Genomic DNA, 17,205 nt, shown 5'->3' on the forward strand with positions numbered 1-17,205 from the left:
CTCCTGCCCCCTGTCGCCCGGGAGGGTTTGCGGGGTTAGCCGGAAAGACACTAACAAATTGTGGAATCGCGCAAAAGGGCTACGTTGATTGCGTTGCATTGTGGAACGATTGCGATATGAAACAATAAAATTATCGCCAGCAGGCGAATGGGGTGTGGAAAGTTGCCGGCTGGCCGGCTCCTCCACCTCTCATTCCTGCAGCGCACCCGGGGTTTGCGGTAAGAAAGAATGGCCACACTGGACGGTATCGATCGGCGTCTCCTTGCCGAATTACAGGATGAGGGGCGCGTCACCAACGTGGAACTCGCACAGCGCGTCGGATTGACCGCGCCGCCGTGCCTTCGCCGCGTCCGCGCGCTGGAAGAAGCAGGCGTGATCAAGGGGTATCACGCCGAGCTCGACGCATCGAAGCTGGGCTTCGCGATCACGGTCTTCGCTCTCGTCAGTCTGAAGAGCCAGGCCGAGGAATCGCTCCGCCAGTTCGAGGAGCATATGCGCGGCCTGCCCGAAGTGCGCGAGTGCCACATGCTCAACGGCGAGATCGACTTCATCCTGAAGATCGTTTCGAAGGACCTCCAGAGCTTCCAGGAGTTCCTGACCAGCAAGCTGACGCCTGCGCCGAACGTCGCCAGCGTCAAGACCTCGCTGACGATCCGCACGGCCAAGCAGCTACCCGGCGTTCCGCTCGAAGATTGAAGGGCAGCGGCCCGAAAAATGCCCCTAAGGGATTTTGCTAAGGGGGCTGGCGGGGCAGCGGGCTGGTGCCGGCAGTTCTACCGGCCGCCTGCCTCTACCGGCCGGCTGCCTGCTCGTGGTGGCGGATCACTTCCTGGATGATGAAGCGCAGGAACTTCTCCGAAAACTCGGGATCCAGCTTCGCATCTTCGGCCAGCTTGCGCAGGCGGGCGATCTGCCGCTCCTCGCGACCGGGATCGCTGGCGGGCAGCGTGTGTGCCGCCTTGTAGGCGCCGACCGCCTTGGTGATGCGAAAACGCTCGGCGAGAATGTGGATCATGGCGGCATCGATGTTGTCGATGCTCTGGCGATAGCCTGCCAGGACCGGATCTTCGCTCATACAAACCCCCGCACGATTTGGCTTTGCGGTCCCCTAGGGTGCAACTTGCGACTTGCCAAGCGCCGACCCGTTCGCCAAGCGATCTGGCGATGACTGCATCCGTTCACTCGCTTCCCCGCCGGGCTGCGCCTACGCTTCAGCCCCTGATGTCGCTGGTTGCCGATGGCATGAACAGCGTCAATGCCGTGATCCTCGACCGGATGCAGTCGCGCATCCCGCTGATCCCGGCACTGGCGGGCCATCTGATCGCCGGAGGCGGCAAGCGGATGCGGCCTATGCTCACGCTCGCGAGCGCGGCGCTGCTGGGCTACGGCGGGAGCCGGCACTACAAGCTCGCCGCGACGGTGGAGTTCATCCACACCGCCACGCTGCTGCATGACGACGTGGTCGATGGATCGGACATGCGCCGCGGCAAGAAGACCGCGAACATCGTCTACGGCAATCCCGCGACGGTGCTGGTGGGCGACTTCCTGTTCAGCCGCAGCTTCGAGCTGATGGTCGAGGATGGCAGCATCAAGGTGCTGAAAATCCTGTCGAACGCTTCGGCGGTGATCGCCGAGGGCGAGGTCGACCAGCTGGTTGCGCAGCGCCAGATCGAAACGAGCGAGGAGCGCTATCTTTCGATCATCAATGCCAAGACCGCGGCGCTGTTCGCGGCGGCCTGCCGCATCGCGGCGGTGGTGGCGGAACGCTCGGAAGCGGACGAGATGGCGCTCGACGCCTATGGCCGCAACCTGGGCATCGCGTTCCAGCTCGCCGACGACGCGATCGACTACGATTCCGACGCCTCGGAAATGGGCAAGGACCAGGGCGACGATTTCCGCGAGGGCAAGATGACCCTGCCGGTGATCCTGGCCCATGCGCGCGGCGGCGAGGAAGAGCGCGCGTTCTGGCGCGGGGCCATCGCGGGCGATCGCAATTCCGATGCGGACCTGGCCCATGCGATCAGCCTGATCCACAAGCACGACGCGGTGCTCGCCACGCGTGAGCGGGCGCGGCACTATGCCCAGCGCGCGATCGACGCGATTGCCGGCTTCCCTGCGGGCGAGGCCAAGTCTGCCATGATCGAGGCTGCCGAATTCGCGGTGGCGCGGCGGTTCTGAGCGGCGTCTGACGCTATCTGCGCGGCCGCTTCAGGCGGCGCCACAGCCAGAAGCAGCCGCCGGCCGAAAGCGCGCACACGCCGAGAATGCCCGCGCCCACCGCTGCGCCGGTGAACAGGATGCTCGTCACAAGTGCGACGACGATCTCCAGCGTGGTCTTCATGGCCCGCGCCTTAGCCGATGCGCGTCCTACGGGGAATGAACGTGCCGTCCGGTCGGTTGCGCCCGGGCCCGCAGAATTGGATGGAGGCGGGGGCGTATAACCGCATCGGTGGTAATATTCGGCATTTCGATTTCATTGACATACGGAAGATAGATCCGTTTCGGACCTCGGGAAATTCCCGATAAATCCCCGAATTTGGGCGATCGGGAGACGGTAAATACGCGCCAATTCGTATTGGTAATAAACGAATGTCTGGCTGTGCTTTAATTTTAGTTACCATTTGATTCATCTGAATTGTTGTGACGGCAAGAACTTGCCGGGGGGTATCCGTTGCGCTGCAACAAGTAGCAGGACATCCCATCGTGGCTTTCACCCTCGCGACGCAGACCCATTTCGGCCAGGGCTGGAACATCGACTGGTTTTCCGGAGCGCTGCAAGCTGGCACCAGCCAGATTCGCGACGAAATCTCGTGGGGCGAGGCCGAAAAGGCTCCGGGCGTCTATGATTTCAGCGGTTCCAGGCTGGCCTGGATCGGCACGGCGCTGGCGCGGGGAGCGGACGTCACGCTCGTGTTCAATCCCGCCAACCCGCTCTACGATGGCGGCCAGACGATCTACACCGATGCCGGGCGCGCCGCTTTCGCGAAATATATCGTGGCGGTGATGGAGCGCTTTCCGGGCGTGAGCGCGATCGAAATCGGTAACGAATACAATTCCAACTCTTTCGTGACCGGCACGGTGCTCAACGCCTCCACCTCGGACCGTGACCTCTACTACGCCAAGATGCTGGCGGCGGTGCAGACCGCGCTGGGCGACGCGCACGTGGACGTGACGGTGATCGGCGGATCGACCCATTCGATCCCGGTCGATTATTTCGCCGAGCTGAAGGCGCAGGGTGCGCTGGTTGGTCTCGATGCGATCTCGATCCATCCTTACACGACCCCGGCGGAGCAGCTCGAGGACCAGATCGGCGTGCTGCGTTCGGTGGTCGGCAATTCGATCGCGATCCGCGCCACCGAGTTCGGCCACGATTTCGCCTCGCTTGCCGATGCGCCGGCCTATCTTGCCAAGATGGCCAGCGCGATGGGCGCGGCGGGGATCGAAAACGCCACGTGGTATGCGCTGGCGCGGCAGAGCTGGTTCCCCAACATGGAAATGTGGGACCAGTCCACGGGCAAGCTGACTCCCGCGGGCGTCACGTTCTCCGTGCTGGAGGGGATGCTGGCGGAAAACGGCACGGTGACGCATCTCGCCACCAACGATTTCAGCTATCTTTATGCCTTCGGCACGCATTCGGCGGTGCTGTGGGGCGAGCCTGGCGCCGTGACCCTTGCCGCGGGCGTGACAGCCTATGACCTTGCCGGCAACGCGATCGCCAATTTCGATGGCCGGATCAGCATGGACCAGCCGGTCATTCTCAAGAGCGGCGGTGCGATCACCGCGGCTTCGGTCACGTTCGCGCCCACGGCGCTGGTGGGGGATAGCTATCACCAGTTCGACGTGACCAACCCCGAAGGCGGCACCACCGGGTTCGAGGGGCCCTGGTCGTACTTCACGGAGAACGTCGGCACCGGCACGGTCACCCCGCTTCACACCATGGGCGGCGGGATGATGGCGGGCGAGCCGTGGACTCCCTATATCGGCAGCAACTGGCTGCGTCCGCTGGCGGTGACCGCAACGACGATCGTGCCTGCCGATTTCGGCGGCGCCAATTCGTCGAGCAAGTATGCGGTGATCGAACGCTTCACCGTGTCTAAGACGGGCACCTACGCCCTTACCGGAGACTACGACGTGTCCGACAGCAGCAGCGACGGCGTGCTGCTGACCGTGCGCGTGAACGGCAGTGCGATTGCGAGCCAGGTCATCTACGATCCGGCGAACGGCAACAAGTTCCACCTCGATCTGGCCGACGTCAGCCTCAAGGCGGGCGACAAGGTCGACTTCGTGCTCGATACCCGCGCCAATGCCGCCGGTGACACCACGGAACGTCACGTTCAGGTCCTGATCGAAGGGTACACGTTCGTTTCGTCGAGCGGGAGCGACACCTTCGTGGGCAGCGCGGGCGGCTCGGACTATGTGACCTTCGGCCTGGCGACGGGCGGGATCACCGCGGATCTCGAAAAGACCGGGGTCAATGTCACCGGCTTTGGCAACGATACGCTGACCGGGATCGAGAACCTGACCGGCTCGGCCTACAACGACGTGATCTACGGCAACGCCGCAGCCAATTCGATCAACGGCGGTGGCGGCGACGACAAGCTCTACGGGCGGGCGGGCGATGACCTGCTGGTGGCGCGGGCGGGCGCAGACCTTCTCGACGGTGGGCTGGGCGCGGACCGGATGTATGGCGGGGCGGGCAACGACGTCTATTACGTGGACAATGCGGGCGACCGCGTGATCGAATATGCCAACGAGGGCATCGACACCGTCTATTCGAGCATCAGCTGGACGCTGGGCGACAATGTCGAGAACCTGCGGATGATGGGAGCCGCTGTCGTGAACGGCACCGGGAATGCCCTGAACAACGCCCTGGTCGCCAACGACGGCGCCAACCGGCTCTATGGCATGGCCGGGAACGACGCATTGAACGGCGGTGGCGGCAACGACCTGCTCAATGGCGGCACCGGCGCCGATGTGCTGACCGGGGGCCTGGGCGCGGACCGTTTCGTGTTTACAAGCGTCGCGGACAGCCTGCCTACCGCGCGCGACCGGATCAACGATTTCAGCCGAACGCAGGGTGACCGCATCGACCTTTCGGGCATCGACGCGATCACGGGCGGGACGGACGACCCGTTCCATCTGGTCAGCAAGTTTGCCGGTCACGCCGGCGACCTGCTGGTCCAGAAGATGACCGGGTTCTACCGCGTTTCCGGCGATATCAATGGCGACAAGGTCGCAGACTTCTCGTTCGACGTGGTGGCCGCTTCCGCGCTGGGCGCGGGCGACTTCATTCTGTGACGGGGGCGCGCGCCTTCCCGGCGGGGAAGGCGCGCGCCGCGTTCACCCCATCGGGTACATGATCTCGCGGCTGACGGCGTCGACCGCCTTGATCGCTTCATCGGGCAGGACGAGGTCGGCAGCGGCGAAGATCGGGGCGAGCTGTTCCTCGCAGCTGACGCCGACGATGGTCGAGGCGACGAAATCGTGCTGCTTCGACCACGCGACCGCGAAAGTCACGGGATCGAGGCCATGCTCGGCCGCGATGGCGGCGAAGCGCTCGGTGCTTGCCAGAGACTTGTCATTGACGAAGCGCCGGCCCATCTGCGCCTGGCGGCCGCCCATGTCGAGATAGCGCGAGAAGCGTGCGCCTTCGGGGCGGGCGCCGCCGTTGTACTTGCCGGCCAGCACGCCGCCGCCGATCGGCGAATAGGGGATCAGGCTGACCCCTTCCTTGCGGCAGACCTGCGCCAGCTCGTCCTCGAAGCGCCGATTGATGAGGCTGAAGTTGTTCTGGATCGTCTGGTAGCGCGTCGCACCGAGCTTTTCCGAGGCCGAGATCGACTTCATCAGGCCCCAGCTGGTTTCGTTCGAGCAGCCGGTGATCCGCACCTTGCCCGCGCGGACCAGTTCGTCGAGCACTTCCATCGTCTCTTCATAGCCGGTGTCATGGTCGGGCCAGTGGGTCTGGTAGAGATCGATGTAGTCGGTGCCGAGCTTGGTCAGGCTGCCTTCGATCGCGGTGACGATGTTGCGGCGATCGAGCGCGGTCATGCCGTTGCGCAGCGGACTTTTGAACCAGACGTGGCTGGGACCGGACACCTTGGTGGCGAGGATGATGGCGTCGCGCGGCTTGGTCTTGAGCCACTTGCCGACGATCTCCTCGGTGCGGCCGACCCACTTGGTGTCGGGCGGGACGGGGTAGCCTTCGGCGGTATCGAAGAAATTGATGCCGGCATCGAACGACTGGTCGAGGATCCGCAGCGATGCGGCCTCGTCGGCCTGGCTGCCGAAGGTCATGGTGCCCATGCAGATGTCGGAAACGACGATGGCGGAAGTGCCGAGGCGGCGGTGCTGCATTGTTATGGGGTTCCCTTGCCCGTGGGTTGCATTTCGCAACCTGAGTGCCGGGCCAACGTGACCGGGTCAAGACGTGGCTCTCGCGTTCGCCCGATGCAGGCGATATGGGCACGGCGGTGAGCGAGCTTCCGATCCATGCCGTGCTGCCCGAATTGCTGGGTGCCTTGCGTGACCACGCCGGCGCGGTGCTGATCGCCCCGCCGGGCGCGGGCAAGACCACGGCGGTGGCCCCGGCGCTGCTGGGCGAGGGCTGGTGCACGGGGCAGGTGATCGTGCTGTCCCCCCGGCGCGTGGCGGCGCGCGCGGCGGCGGAGCGCATGGCCGAGCAGATGGGCGAGGAAGCCGGCGGCACCATCGGCTACGTCACCCGTCTGGACGCGAAACGGTCCGCGAAAACGCGCGTGCTGGTGATGACCGAGGCGATCTTCGTCTCCGCGATCCTGGCCGATCCGGAATTGCAAGGCGTGTCCGCGGTGCTGTTCGACGAGGCGCACGAACGGCATCTCGACAGCGACCTTGGCCTTGCGCTGGCGGTGGAAGCGCAAGGCGTGCTGCGCGAGGACCTGCGCATTCTCGTCATGTCGGCCACGCTCGACGGGGCGCGCTTCGCGCAGCTTCTGGCGCGGGACGGGCAGCCGGCGCCGGTGGTGGAGAGCGCGGGCAAGGCCTGGCCGCTCGACATCCGCTGGCTGGGCGCGCGCGCCGATCTGAAAGTGGAGCAGCAGGTTGCCTCTGCCGTGATGCAGGCATGGCGCGAGGAGACGGGCGACGTGCTCGCCTTTCTGCCCGGCGTGGCGCAGATCGAGCGCTGCGCCGACCTGCTGCGCGACAAGCTGCCGCAGGCGCTGGTCCTGCCGCTGCATGGGCAGGTCGAACCGGCGGGCCAGCGCGCTGCCATCCGGCGCGATCCGCAAGGGCGGCGGCGCGTGGTGCTGGCGACCAGCATCGCCGAAACCTCACTGACGCTGGACGGCGTTTCGGTGGTGGTGGATGCCGGGCTTTCGCGCCGTGCCGAGTTTGACAAGGTGGCGGGCGTGACCCGGCTGGTTACCCACCGCGCCAGCCAGGCGTCGGCGGCGCAGCGCGCGGGCCGCGCGGCGCGGCAGGGGCCGGGCGTGGCCTATCGCCTGTGGGAAGAGGCCGGACACGCGGGGCGCGCCGCTTTCGATCCGCCGGAAATGCTGACCAGCGACCTGACGCCGCTGGCCCTGACTCTGGCGCAGTGGGGCGCGGGCGATCCCCGCGCGATGGCATGGCTCGATCCGCCGCCCGAAGCCGCGCTGGCCGCCGCGGAGGCGCAATTGCGCGCACTGGGGGCGCTCGATGCCGAAGGGCGGATCACGCCGCACGGCCGGGCAATGGCGCGGCTGCCGATGGAACCGGCACTGGCGCACATGATGCTGTTCGCGGCGCGGCACGGCGCAGAGCGGGACGCGGCGCGGATGGCACTGCTGTTGCAGGAGCGCGGGCTGGGCGGACGCGGCGAGGATCTGGCGCTGCGGCTGGATCGCTGGGCGGGCGAGCGCGGCGGCCGGGCCGAGGCTTCGCGCAAGCTGGCGGCGCGCTGGGCGGAAACGGCGGTGCGCGTGCTGGGGCAGGCGCCCGCGAAGCACGCGGCGCCCCCGCTTGCCGTGTTGCTGGCCGAAGCTTTCCCCGATCGGATCGCGCGTGCGCGGTCGGGCAGCGGCGAGGAATGGCTTTCCGCCGGTGGGCGCGGCTACCGGCTCGATCCGGCTTCGCCGCTCGCCACCGCGAAGTGGCTGGTGATCGGCGACGCGCAGGGCGAGGCCAAGGGAGCGCGGATCATGGCGGCGGCGGCGCTGGACGAAGCCGACATCGCCCGCTGGCTGCCGCACCGGCTGGACGAACGCCATGCGCTGACCTGGAATGCGGACGAGCGCCGGGTGGAGGCGCGGCTGGAACGCCGGCTGGGCAGCATCGTGCTGGCGCGCGTGCCCGATCCGAAGCCCGACCCCGTCGCCGTCACCGCGCTGCTGGTGGAGCGGGTGCGCGCCGAAGGTCTGGGCGCACTGCCGCTGGGGGCAGGGGCCAAGGCGCTGATCGTGCGCGGTACCTATGCCGGGCTGGAAGCGCTGTCCGAAGCGGCGCTGCTCGATTCGCTGAAGGACTGGCTGGCGCCGGTGCTGGCCGGGCGGCGCGATCTCGACGTGGCCGGGGGCAAGCTCCACGAAGCGCTGCTGGGCCGGCTTGACTGGAACGAGCGGCAGTTGCTCGACAAGCTGGCGCCGGCCGAGTTCCGTTCGCCCGCCGGCACCAGCCACGCCATCGACTATGGTCACGAAGGCGGGCCGATGGTGGAATTGCGCGTGCAGGCGCTGTTCGGGCTGGACCGTCATCCTTGCGTGGGCCAGCCGCCACGGCCGCTGCTGCTGTCGCTGACTTCGCCCGGCGCCAAGCCGATCCAGACCACCGCCGACCTGCCGGGGTTCTGGCGCGGATCGTGGCGTGACGTGGTCAAGGACATGAAGGGCCGCTATCCCAAGCACCGCTGGCCGGACACGCCGTGGACCGAGGACCCCAGCCTGAAGACGCGCAACGCCTTCGAGGCATCACGGAAATAGGGGGCGCAAGCAGGGAGGCAGGCAACCAGAGCGGCCTCCCCCTTTTTGCGCACTTGATTTGCGGCGCGATTCGCCCGAAAGCGCGCTCCATGTCAGCACGCATCTACCAGCGCCCGAAGAATGCCATGCAGTCCGGCAAGGCCCGGACCAGCGACTGGCTGCTCGAATTCGAACAGTCGGAAGCCCGGCGACCCGATCCGCTGATGGGCTGGACCGGCTCCGGCGACACGCAGGTGCAGGTGACGCTCAAGTTCGCCTCGGTGGACGAAGCGAAGGCCTATGCCGACAAGCACGGCATCGAGGCGCACGTGATCCCCACGCCGCCCAAGCGCCTGAAGCTCCAGAGCTACGCCGACAACTTCAAGTAAGTCTCTCTCCGGACGAGGCTGGACAAAGCCCGGCCGACCCACCATATGGCGCTCCGGGAGTCGGGTGGACGTTTGCGTTCGCCAACCTGGTCAGGTCCGGAAGGAAGCAGCCACAACGAGTTGCGGCGGGTCGCTCGGCTCCTCTGAATTTGGAAAAGGCGGCTGCGGGCCGCCTTTTTTATTGCCCGCGGTCAGTCCCCTGCCGCCGCTTTCATGCGGCTGCGCGCTTCGGCGCGCGAGCCGGTGGCGGGGATGAGGCCGGCGACCTTGCCGAGGCCGAAAGGCGGCATGTTGCCATAGATCGTCTCGTGCGCGCCCGCCGCGACCGCGTAGGTTTCGTGGAAGATGCCCACCGTGCCGTCGTTGCCCACCGCCTTGTTGAACGCGGTCCATGCGGGCCAGTGGCGGCGATCCCGCGCGCGGGCATAGGTTTCGAGCGAATCGAAATCGCGCCAGTACTGCGTCAGCATGATCGTGCGCGGTCCGGCGAGGGCCATCTGGTAGCCCAGGAAGCCGCTGTCCCGATCTTGCGAAAGTTCCGTCAGCATCGGTCCCATCGCGCGCACCACCGGGAGCCATTTGCCGGGCCTGAGCAGCCGGTTGATCCGCATCCCGATCAGGAACACGACCAGCGGGCCTTCGTGAGCGGCGGTAAAACGCCCTGGGTGAAGCGTTGTCATGCATGGCCTCCTATCACAGATAGGCTCTCTTCCTATCACAGATAGGAAAGCAATCCACGACGAAGTCGCCGCGCCCCCTTCGACAAGTGCGGCGCGAGCCCCTACTTAGGCAGGCGATGGCCGAATCCACCGACATGTTTGGCGAAACGCCCGAAGACGAGGATGGCCCCAGCGCGGCCGAACTGGAAGCAGCGGGGCAGTCCTCGATGTTTGGCGAGCCTGCGCCGACCGCAGAGCCCGTGGCCGAGGCGGTGCCTGCACCCGCACCTGCGCCCACGCCTTCGCCCGAAATCGCGGCGGCTCCTGAACCTGCGGCCAAGGCCGCGCCGGTGCAGCCCTATCGGGTGCTGGCGCGCAAGTATCGGCCGCAGACCTTTTCCGAGCTGATCGGGCAGGAAGCGATGGTCCAGACGCTGGGCAACGCGATCCGCCGCGACCGGCTGGCCCATGCCTTCCTGATGACCGGCGTGCGCGGGGTGGGCAAGACGTCCACCGCGCGGCTGATCGCCAAGGCGCTGAACTGCATCGGCCCCGACGGGCAGGGCGGGCCGACGATCGATCCGTGCGGCCAGTGCGAGCCTTGCGTCGCCATCGCCGAGGGCCGTCACATCGACGTGATCGAGATGGACGCGGCGAGCCACACCGGCGTGGACGACGTGCGCGAGATCATCGAGGCGGTGCGCTATGCGGCGGTCTCGGCGCGCTACAAGATCTACATCATCGATGAGGTCCACATGCTCTCGCGCAACGCGTTCAACGCGCTGCTCAAGACGCTGGAGGAGCCGCCGGCGCACGTGAAGTTCCTGTTCGCCACGACCGAGGTGGACAAGCTGCCGGTGACGGTGCTCAGCCGCTGCCAGCGGTTCGACCTGCGGCGCATCCAGACGAAGGTGCTGGCCGCGCATTTTGCGCGCGTGTGCGGAGCGGAAGGCGTCGAGGCCGAGGACGAGGCGCTGGCGATGGTCGCCGCCGCCGCCGAGGGATCGGTGCGCGACGGGTTGTCGATCCTCGACCAGGCGATCAGCCATGCGGACATGGCGGGCGGCGACAAGGTCACCGCCGAGCAGGTTCGCGAAATGCTCGGCCTGGCCGACAAGACCATGCAGCGCAGGCTGTTCGCGTCCGTGCTGGGGGGCGAAGGCTCCGCGCTGCTTGAGGAAGTGGCGCACCAGTATGCGCTGGGGATCGAGCCGATCGCGATGATGCGCGCGCAGATGGACCTGGTCCACCGGGTGACGGTGGCGCAGGTCGCGGGCGCAGCCGACGCCCGATCGGCGGAGGAGCGCGCGGCGCTGGACGAATGGGCCAAGGCGCTTGCACCCGGCCAGCTTCACCGCCTGTGGCAGCTTCTCCTGAAGGGCCATGACGAAGTGAAGGGCGCGCCCGATCCGCTGGTGGCGGCGCAGATGGCGCTGCTGCGCGTGCTCCACGCCTCGGAAATGCCCGATCCTTCGGGGCTGGTGCGCAAGCTGGAGGAAATCGCGGCGCGGCCGGTGACGGTGGTGGCGGCCGCCGAGAGCGCGGGCGGCGATGGCCCGGCGATGCTGGCGGCACCGATGATGCCCGCCGCAGCGCCAGCGCCGATCGCGCCTGACTGGGAAGCGCTGGTCGAGCAGGTCGAGAATATGTCGCCGCTGACGGGATCGTCGATGCGGCTTTCGGTGCGGGTGATCGAGCTGAAGCCGGGCCACTTGCGCTATGAACAGGCGCCTGGCCTGCCGGGCGATCCTTCGCAGGACATCCGCAAGGCGTTGCAGGCCGTGACCGGCGAGGCGTGGCAGGTGGAACGCGTAGCGGCCGGCGATGGTGTGACCGCGCTGCCGAGCCTTGTCGAGGTGAAGGAACTGCGCGAAAAGCAGGCGGAAGCGGAAATGATGGACGATCCGCTGGTGAAGGCGGCCTTTGCCGCATTCCCCGGCGCGCGGATCGTCGATGAAGACAGCTCTTCGGAGCATTCGAACAGACCCTGGAGCAGGCGCGCATGAAGTCGATGGAAGAGATGATCCAGGCAGCCCAGAAGGCGGCCGAAACGATCCAGAAGCAGATGGAGGACGCGCAAGGGCGCCTCGACGCGATCGAGGTCGAAGGCGTTGCCGGCGGTGGGCTGGTCAAGGTCAAGGCTTCGGCCAAGGGCCGCGTGATCGGCGTGTCGATCGACGACAGCCTGCTGGTGCCTTCGGAAAAGGGCATCCTGGAAGATCTGGTTGCCGCTGCGTTCAACGATTGCCGGACCAAGGCCGATGCCGCCGCCGGTGAGGAAATGCAGAAGGTGCAGATGGCCGCCGGTATTCCGCCGGGTTTCAAGCTGCCGTTCTGACACGCTTTTCAGGCAGGCGCGGCCGGACGCACGTGTGATGCGACCTGCCGCGCGCGCGGCCCTTGTGGGCCGAAGCCCCGCTCTCCATATGTCGACACGGTGACGGTTTGTTGTAAGGCTGCGATCGAGAATTCGGCGGCCGGGCCGTGGCGTGCCTGCTTGAGGAGCTGACCTGCGTGACCCTGTCGATTCTGGCCGCTTCGGCCGTGCTCGCGGTAACTCCGACTGCGGAAGCCGCTGACGCGCCTCGTGTGCCCGATGTGATGGCCGGTTCGGTGCAGGCGGCGCCTGTTGCGCCTGCATCCGTGCCCGCCGCAGATGCGGTCACGCCGCAGCCGGGCACGCCTGCACCGGCTCCTGCTCCTGCTCCTGCTCCTGCACCGGTCCCCGCGGGCTCGGGCGAGATCGTGGTGTCCGGCCACACCAAGCCGCCGCCGCAGGATCCGATGGAGGCGATCAACGTCAAGTCGTTCGAGACGGTGCAGAAGGTTGACGACGCCGTCGTTGCGCCGATGGCGCGCGGTTATCAGAAAGCGCTGCCAAGGCCGTTGCGCATGGGCCTGAGGAACTTCCTGTCCCACCTGACCGAGCCGGTGGTCGCGCTCAATTTCCTGCTGCAGCTGAAGCCGGGCAAGGCGGCCGAGACAGTCGGGCGTTTCGCGATCAATTCCACTATCGGCATCGGCGGGCTGATCGACGTTGCCAGAAGCAAGCCTTTCCACCTTCCCTACCGGCGCAACGGACTGGCGTGGACGCTGGGATACTATGGCGTCGGTCCTGGTCCGTACCTGTTCCTGCCGTTGGTTGGCCCGACCACGATGCGCGACCTGTTCGGGTTGACGATCGACCGGGCGATCGTGCCGTTTGCGGTGGGCAAGCCGCTGACATCGCCGGTTTATGTCGCGACTTCGAACGTCGTGAAATCGCTCGATGACCGTATCCAGACCGATGCGGAACTGCAGCAGATGCGCGATAGCAACGATCCTTACGGCAACTACCGCCAGGCTTACCTGCGGCAGCGGCAGGCTGAGATCGACGCGCTCCACGGACGCAAGCCGGTGGTCGAGGCGCCGAAGGTTGTCGCGCCCCCGACCACGCCCGCGACCACGCCCGCGCCGGAGCCGGTGGCTGCTCCGGTCGCGCCGCCTGCGCCGGTGTTCGTGTCGATTCCGGTAATCCAGCCGATCCCCGGCTCCTGAGCCGCGATCAGAACCGCGCCGCGACTCCCAGCGTCCAGCGGCGCGGGGCGCCTGGGCCATAGAAACGGGGGCTTGAGGCACCGGGCGCTTCCGCGAGCGTGAGGTCGCCCAACTCGCCGAAGGTGCCCACGGTCGCATAGCTGCGGTTGAAGAGGTTGCGCACTTCGCCGGTCAGCGACAGGCCGGGCGCAAGCTCAATGCTTCCGCGCAGGTTGACCAGCATGTAACCCGGCACTGGCGGGGTGAGGTTGGCCGCGTCCCCGATCAGCACTTGCCCGGAGCGGACGACGACATCCCCGCCGAAGGTCGCGCTGCGCGCGCCAATCCGGGTTTCGTGATCGATGGCGAGCGTGGCGCTGTGGCGTGGCACGCCGGGCAGGCGATTGCCGCGCGACACGGCGATGGTGCCGTCTGCGTCGGCGAAAGGATTGTCGGGGCTGGAAAGCGTCAGCGCGGATAGGCTGACGGCGTCGGTGAAGGCATAGCTGGCATCGACGCGCCAGCCGCCGCGCCGGGCTTTCACGCCCAGTTCCAGCCCTTGCCGCCGCGTGCGGCCGATGTTGCGGAAATAGGCACGGCCGCGCACGCGCGAGGCGACGTGCTGGATATCGTCGCTGTTGACGGTGCGGTAGAAGGAGGCGAGCCATTCGATCCGCCATCCAGCCACGTCTGCGCCGCCCGATGCGCCCAGTTCCAGTGTTCGTGCCACCACCGCCTTCAGATGGGGGTCGGCGACGAAGAAATTGGCGAGGCTGCACGGTGCGTCCTCGCTGGCGCAGGAAAGCTCGGCCGGGGTGGGCGTGCGGTTGGTTTCGGCATAGCCCGCGCGCAGCGCCAGCCCAGGGGACAGCTTCCAGTCGAATTCGAGCCCCGGGTTCAGCCGTGCATAGTGGTGCGCGCCGTTCAGCGCGCTGCCGATGCGATCTTCCAGCCGGATCAGCGCGTGGTTCCAGCGCAGGCCGATCTCGGCGGACAGGCCGGGTGCGATGGGCAGCGTGTCGGCCACGAACAGGCCCCAGTTGTCCGACCGCGCGATCAGGCTGACGGGGCCGACGGGGCCATCGCCCGGGCCGATCACCTCGCCAAGCCCGGCGACGCGGCGGTCCTCGCCGAGCATGGCGAGTTCAACTGACGTGACGAAATCTGTGCGGCCGGAATCGAAGCTGAACCCCGCGGCGAGATGGTTGGTGCCGCTGCCCAGCGCGCGCTTGTCGATTACTTGCGCCAGAATGCCCCAGGCGCGGGTCTGCGAGGTGGCCCGGTTGAGCACGCCGTAGACCGGTTCTTCCATCGCGCTGGCTATTGAAGGGGCGACCATGGCCATTCCGGGCAGCAGCGCTTCCCTGGCATTGAGGTCCTGGGCGCAGAGTGCCGAGAGATCGACGGCGCAAGGCGCGATGTCGGCAAGATCGCCGTTGATGCTGCGCACGGTCAGGCGCTGGCGGTAGACGGTGCCTTCGAGATGGGTCTGGGGCGAAAGCGACAGCTGAGGATGCAGGCTGATGCGGGCGTAGCGGCTGCGCGCGTTGTCCGGCCATGTGAAGACCGCATTGGGTGCTGCGCCGAGCAGATCGACCGGGGCGACACCATTGCCGGTGAGATCGGTATCCGCGACGACCAGCTTGGCGTGGAGCCCGGCGCTGTCTCCATCATAGCCCACATCGGCATAGCCGTTGGCGAGCCGGGAGGGGCTGTGGGCACGCCATCCATCCTCGCGCCGGGCCTGGCCCGCGACGAACCAGCTGAACCGGCCATCGTTGCGGCCGGCGGAAACGCTTGCCTCACGCGTGCCATAGGAGCCGGCGGCAAGGTTTGCGGAAAAGCCGGGATCGTTCATGCCCGTGGCGGTTTCGATCACCAGCGCACCGCCCAATGCGTTGAACCCGTAGACCGGGCTGGCATCGAGCAGAGTGATCGAGCGGATCGCGGCATCGGGGATCAGGTCGAAGCCGACGGTATCCCCGAACGGCTGGTTGAAGCGGCCCCCATCGAGATAGGCGGCCAGCCCTTGCGCCGCGCCCTGCAAAGGTGAGGCGACGAAGCCGCGATAGACCAGCGCGGGCTGCCAGGGATTGCCTTGCGCATCCTGCAGCGTGACGCCCGCGATGGTGCGGGTGAGGGCGGCCAGCACATCGGGCTTTCCGGTACGCGCGATCTCGCGCCGATCGATGGTCAGCGCGTCGTCGCGGTCGGGCGCATCGCCCGGCGCGATCACGACGATGGGGTGCAGGTCGTCGCCGGCGGGGGCGGCCAGCGCGGCGCCGGCGGGCGCGAATGCTGCGGCTGTCAGTATCGCACGCACGGCGCGATGCGCGCATAGTCCGGTCTGCGGTATCACGGCGTGTTGCTGCTCCCCATGGACCGCCATAGGCGGGGGCGGGGGCGCGAGGCCAGCCGGCCAAGCATTAAAATGCTGTGTCGGATCAGCTTTCCAGCATCAGTGCATGATCGCGCAGCGTTTCGAACGCGCGGGCATTTTCGAGCGTCAGCAGGTCGTCGAATTCAAGGCCGCACAGGCGCTTGATCTGGCGCGCCAGCAGCGGGCGGTTGGATGCGGGAAGGCCGTGGATGCTCGCCAGCACATCGGGATTGTGGCTGATCGTGCGGTCGAACAGCAGGTCGAGGTTCTGCGGATGAAAGCCGAAGCCAAGGAACACGATGCGCTTGGCCTCTGCCACGGAGCGGCGCAGGCGGCCCGTCCATTCGCGGTCGGCCAGGCGTTCGGAGCAGGTGCGGATCTGGTTGGCGATGGCGTGGATGTTCCACGGCTGCTCGCTGCCCGCCCACTCGGCCTGCGCATCCTGCCCCAGCTGCCAGGGGAGCCGCCCGACTGAGCCGTAGGGGTGGAGGATGACAAGGTGCTGCGCCACGATGGCCTGCGCTTCCTTCAGTGTCAGGCCATAGGCCATGACCAGCGCGTGGGGGAGGAAATGCTCGATCGAGCGGTCATAGTTGAACGACACGATGGTCAGGTCGGCGAAGGCCTTTTCCAGCTTCGAGCGGGGCAGGCCGGCAGTGAACAGCTGGCCCAGCCAATAGAGCCAGGTTTCCTCGGGCTTGCCCTGGATCGGCAGTTCGCCCGCCACGCGCGGGGCCTCGCGCAGCGTGGCGCGGGTTTCCGCCTGCCCCACGAAAAAGGCAATGGCCAGCTTGCCGCAAGCGACGACCAGCGGATCATGGTCGTACTGCTCGATGATCGCGTCGATCGACTTGCCGACGCGGGCGGCGTTGCGGAGCGCCTGCGCGGCGACGATGATCTCGCGCTGCTCGCGCCCCATCCGCTCGGCCAGCTTGGACAGGTGGCGGGCGAGCATGACGCTTTCGCGCGATTGCGATTCGGTGCCGAGCCGCGAGAAGTCGTAGCCTTGGACGATCCGCGCGAGCAGGTCCGCACCGGACGGCATCTGCAATTCGCAGCTCGCGCCCGCACCGATCACCATGACTGTGCGCGTCCTGATCATGGCGGCGAGAACCGGATCCCTTGCGTCGGGCGCGCGGGCGGCGTGCCGTGAAGGGACACCCCTGGCAGCGTTATGCCTAACATCGGGTATACAAGGGCGGTCGAAGGGCCGTGGCTTGCTGAATTATCCCGATCCACAGCCGTTATCCCCTTTGCCATTGCGAGTGGGCCGCACGGCTCCCATATCTGGGTCAAGCCCCGCAGGACCCCTGCAATCGACCTGGCGGGCCGGACGGAAACGA

The 17,205-nt window shown here is 67.0% G+C and carries 14 protein-coding genes and 1 other RNA gene; 9 read left to right on the plus strand and 6 right to left on the minus strand.

Annotated elements, in window-relative coordinates; translation table 11 throughout:
* Window positions 1–228: 228 nt before the first annotated feature.
* Window positions 229–696 carry an Lrp/AsnC family transcriptional regulator gene (locus tag OLX02_RS17930; RefSeq protein WP_264425022.1) on the plus strand — a complete coding sequence of 156 codons (468 nt, stop codon included), beginning with the start codon at window positions 229–231 and terminating at the stop codon, window positions 694–696.
* Window positions 697–790: 94 nt separating this feature from the next.
* Here the strand turns inward: OLX02_RS17930 and OLX02_RS17935 are convergent, their stop codons facing one another.
* Complete coding sequence (locus OLX02_RS17935; RefSeq protein ID WP_264425025.1) at window positions 791–1,075, minus strand: chorismate mutase; 285 nt, start codon at window positions 1,073–1,075, stop codon at window positions 791–793.
* Window positions 1,076–1,164: 89 nt separating this feature from the next.
* On the opposite strand from OLX02_RS17935, the gene OLX02_RS17940 reads away from it, so the two are divergent.
* The gene (locus OLX02_RS17940) at window positions 1,165–2,178 is read left to right on the plus strand and encodes a polyprenyl synthetase family protein (RefSeq protein WP_264425027.1); all 1,014 of its coding nucleotides are present in this window, start codon (window positions 1,165–1,167) and stop codon (window positions 2,176–2,178) included.
* Between the two features lie 13 nt (window positions 2,179–2,191).
* Here OLX02_RS17940 and OLX02_RS17945 read toward each other — a convergent pair whose 3' ends face one another.
* Window positions 2,192–2,341 (minus strand): hypothetical protein, encoded by a 150-nt coding sequence (locus tag OLX02_RS17945; protein ID WP_264425029.1) that lies wholly within the window; start codon window positions 2,339–2,341, stop codon window positions 2,192–2,194.
* A 362-nt stretch (window positions 2,342–2,703) separates the two neighbouring features.
* Between OLX02_RS17945 and OLX02_RS17950 the strand changes: the two genes are divergently transcribed.
* The gene (locus tag OLX02_RS17950) at window positions 2,704–5,298 is read left to right on the plus strand and encodes a calcium-binding protein (RefSeq protein ID WP_264425031.1); all 2,595 of its coding nucleotides are present in this window, start codon (window positions 2,704–2,706) and stop codon (window positions 5,296–5,298) included.
* Between the two features lie 42 nt (window positions 5,299–5,340).
* Here the strand turns inward: OLX02_RS17950 and OLX02_RS17955 are convergent, their stop codons facing one another.
* Window positions 5,341–6,357, minus strand: a complete 1,017-nt coding sequence (locus OLX02_RS17955; protein WP_264425033.1) for an aldo/keto reductase — start codon at window positions 6,355–6,357, stop codon at window positions 5,341–5,343.
* 116 nt (window positions 6,358–6,473) lie between these two features.
* Between OLX02_RS17955 and hrpB the strand changes: the two genes are divergently transcribed.
* The 3 genes from hrpB (at window position 6,474) to ffs (ending at window position 9,455) form a co-directional block, all read left to right on the plus strand.
* Window positions 6,474–8,939, plus strand: coding sequence for an ATP-dependent helicase HrpB (hrpB, locus tag OLX02_RS17960; RefSeq protein WP_264425035.1), 2,466 nt, complete (start codon window positions 6,474–6,476; stop codon window positions 8,937–8,939).
* A gap of 89 nt (window positions 8,940–9,028) precedes the next feature.
* On the plus strand, window positions 9,029–9,307 hold the full coding sequence (locus tag OLX02_RS17965) for an ETC complex I subunit (protein WP_264425037.1): 279 nt from the start codon (window positions 9,029–9,031) through the stop codon (window positions 9,305–9,307).
* 53 nt (window positions 9,308–9,360) lie between these two features.
* Window positions 9,361–9,455, plus strand: an RNA gene (gene ffs / locus OLX02_RS17970) — signal recognition particle sRNA small type.
* Window positions 9,456–9,498: 43 nt separating this feature from the next.
* On the opposite strand, the gene OLX02_RS17975 is transcribed toward ffs, so the two are convergent.
* Window positions 9,499–9,987 (minus strand): DUF4188 domain-containing protein, encoded by a 489-nt coding sequence (locus OLX02_RS17975; RefSeq protein WP_264425039.1) that lies wholly within the window; start codon window positions 9,985–9,987, stop codon window positions 9,499–9,501.
* 116 nt (window positions 9,988–10,103) lie between these two features.
* On the opposite strand from OLX02_RS17975, the gene OLX02_RS17980 reads away from it, so the two are divergent.
* The 3 genes from OLX02_RS17980 (at window position 10,104) to OLX02_RS17990 (ending at window position 13,503) form a co-directional block, all read left to right on the plus strand.
* Window positions 10,104–11,972: a DNA polymerase III subunit gamma/tau gene (locus OLX02_RS17980; protein WP_264425041.1), complete on the plus strand. Its 1,869-nt coding sequence runs from the start codon at window positions 10,104–10,106 to the stop codon at window positions 11,970–11,972.
* On the plus strand, window positions 11,969–12,304 hold the full coding sequence (locus tag OLX02_RS17985) for a YbaB/EbfC family nucleoid-associated protein (protein WP_264425043.1): 336 nt from the start codon (window positions 11,969–11,971) through the stop codon (window positions 12,302–12,304). Before OLX02_RS17980 ends, OLX02_RS17985 begins: the two co-directional genes overlap by 4 nt.
* 176 nt (window positions 12,305–12,480) lie before the next feature.
* Window positions 12,481–13,503 (plus strand): VacJ family lipoprotein, encoded by a 1,023-nt coding sequence (locus OLX02_RS17990; RefSeq protein WP_264425045.1) that lies wholly within the window; start codon window positions 12,481–12,483, stop codon window positions 13,501–13,503.
* Between the two features lie 7 nt (window positions 13,504–13,510).
* Here the strand turns inward: OLX02_RS17990 and OLX02_RS17995 are convergent, their stop codons facing one another.
* The gene (locus OLX02_RS17995) at window positions 13,511–15,871 is read right to left on the minus strand and encodes a TonB-dependent receptor (RefSeq protein WP_413630392.1); all 2,361 of its coding nucleotides are present in this window, start codon (window positions 15,869–15,871) and stop codon (window positions 13,511–13,513) included.
* Between the two features lie 55 nt (window positions 15,872–15,926).
* Window positions 15,927–16,964: a hypothetical protein gene (locus OLX02_RS18000; RefSeq protein WP_264425049.1), complete on the minus strand. Its 1,038-nt coding sequence runs from the start codon at window positions 16,962–16,964 to the stop codon at window positions 15,927–15,929.
* Window positions 16,965–17,205 lie beyond the last annotated feature (241 nt).

Origin of the sequence: Novosphingobium sp. KCTC 2891, from assembly GCF_025938155.1 — a bacterium.
Lineage (GTDB): Bacteria > Pseudomonadota > Alphaproteobacteria > Sphingomonadales > Sphingomonadaceae > Novosphingobium.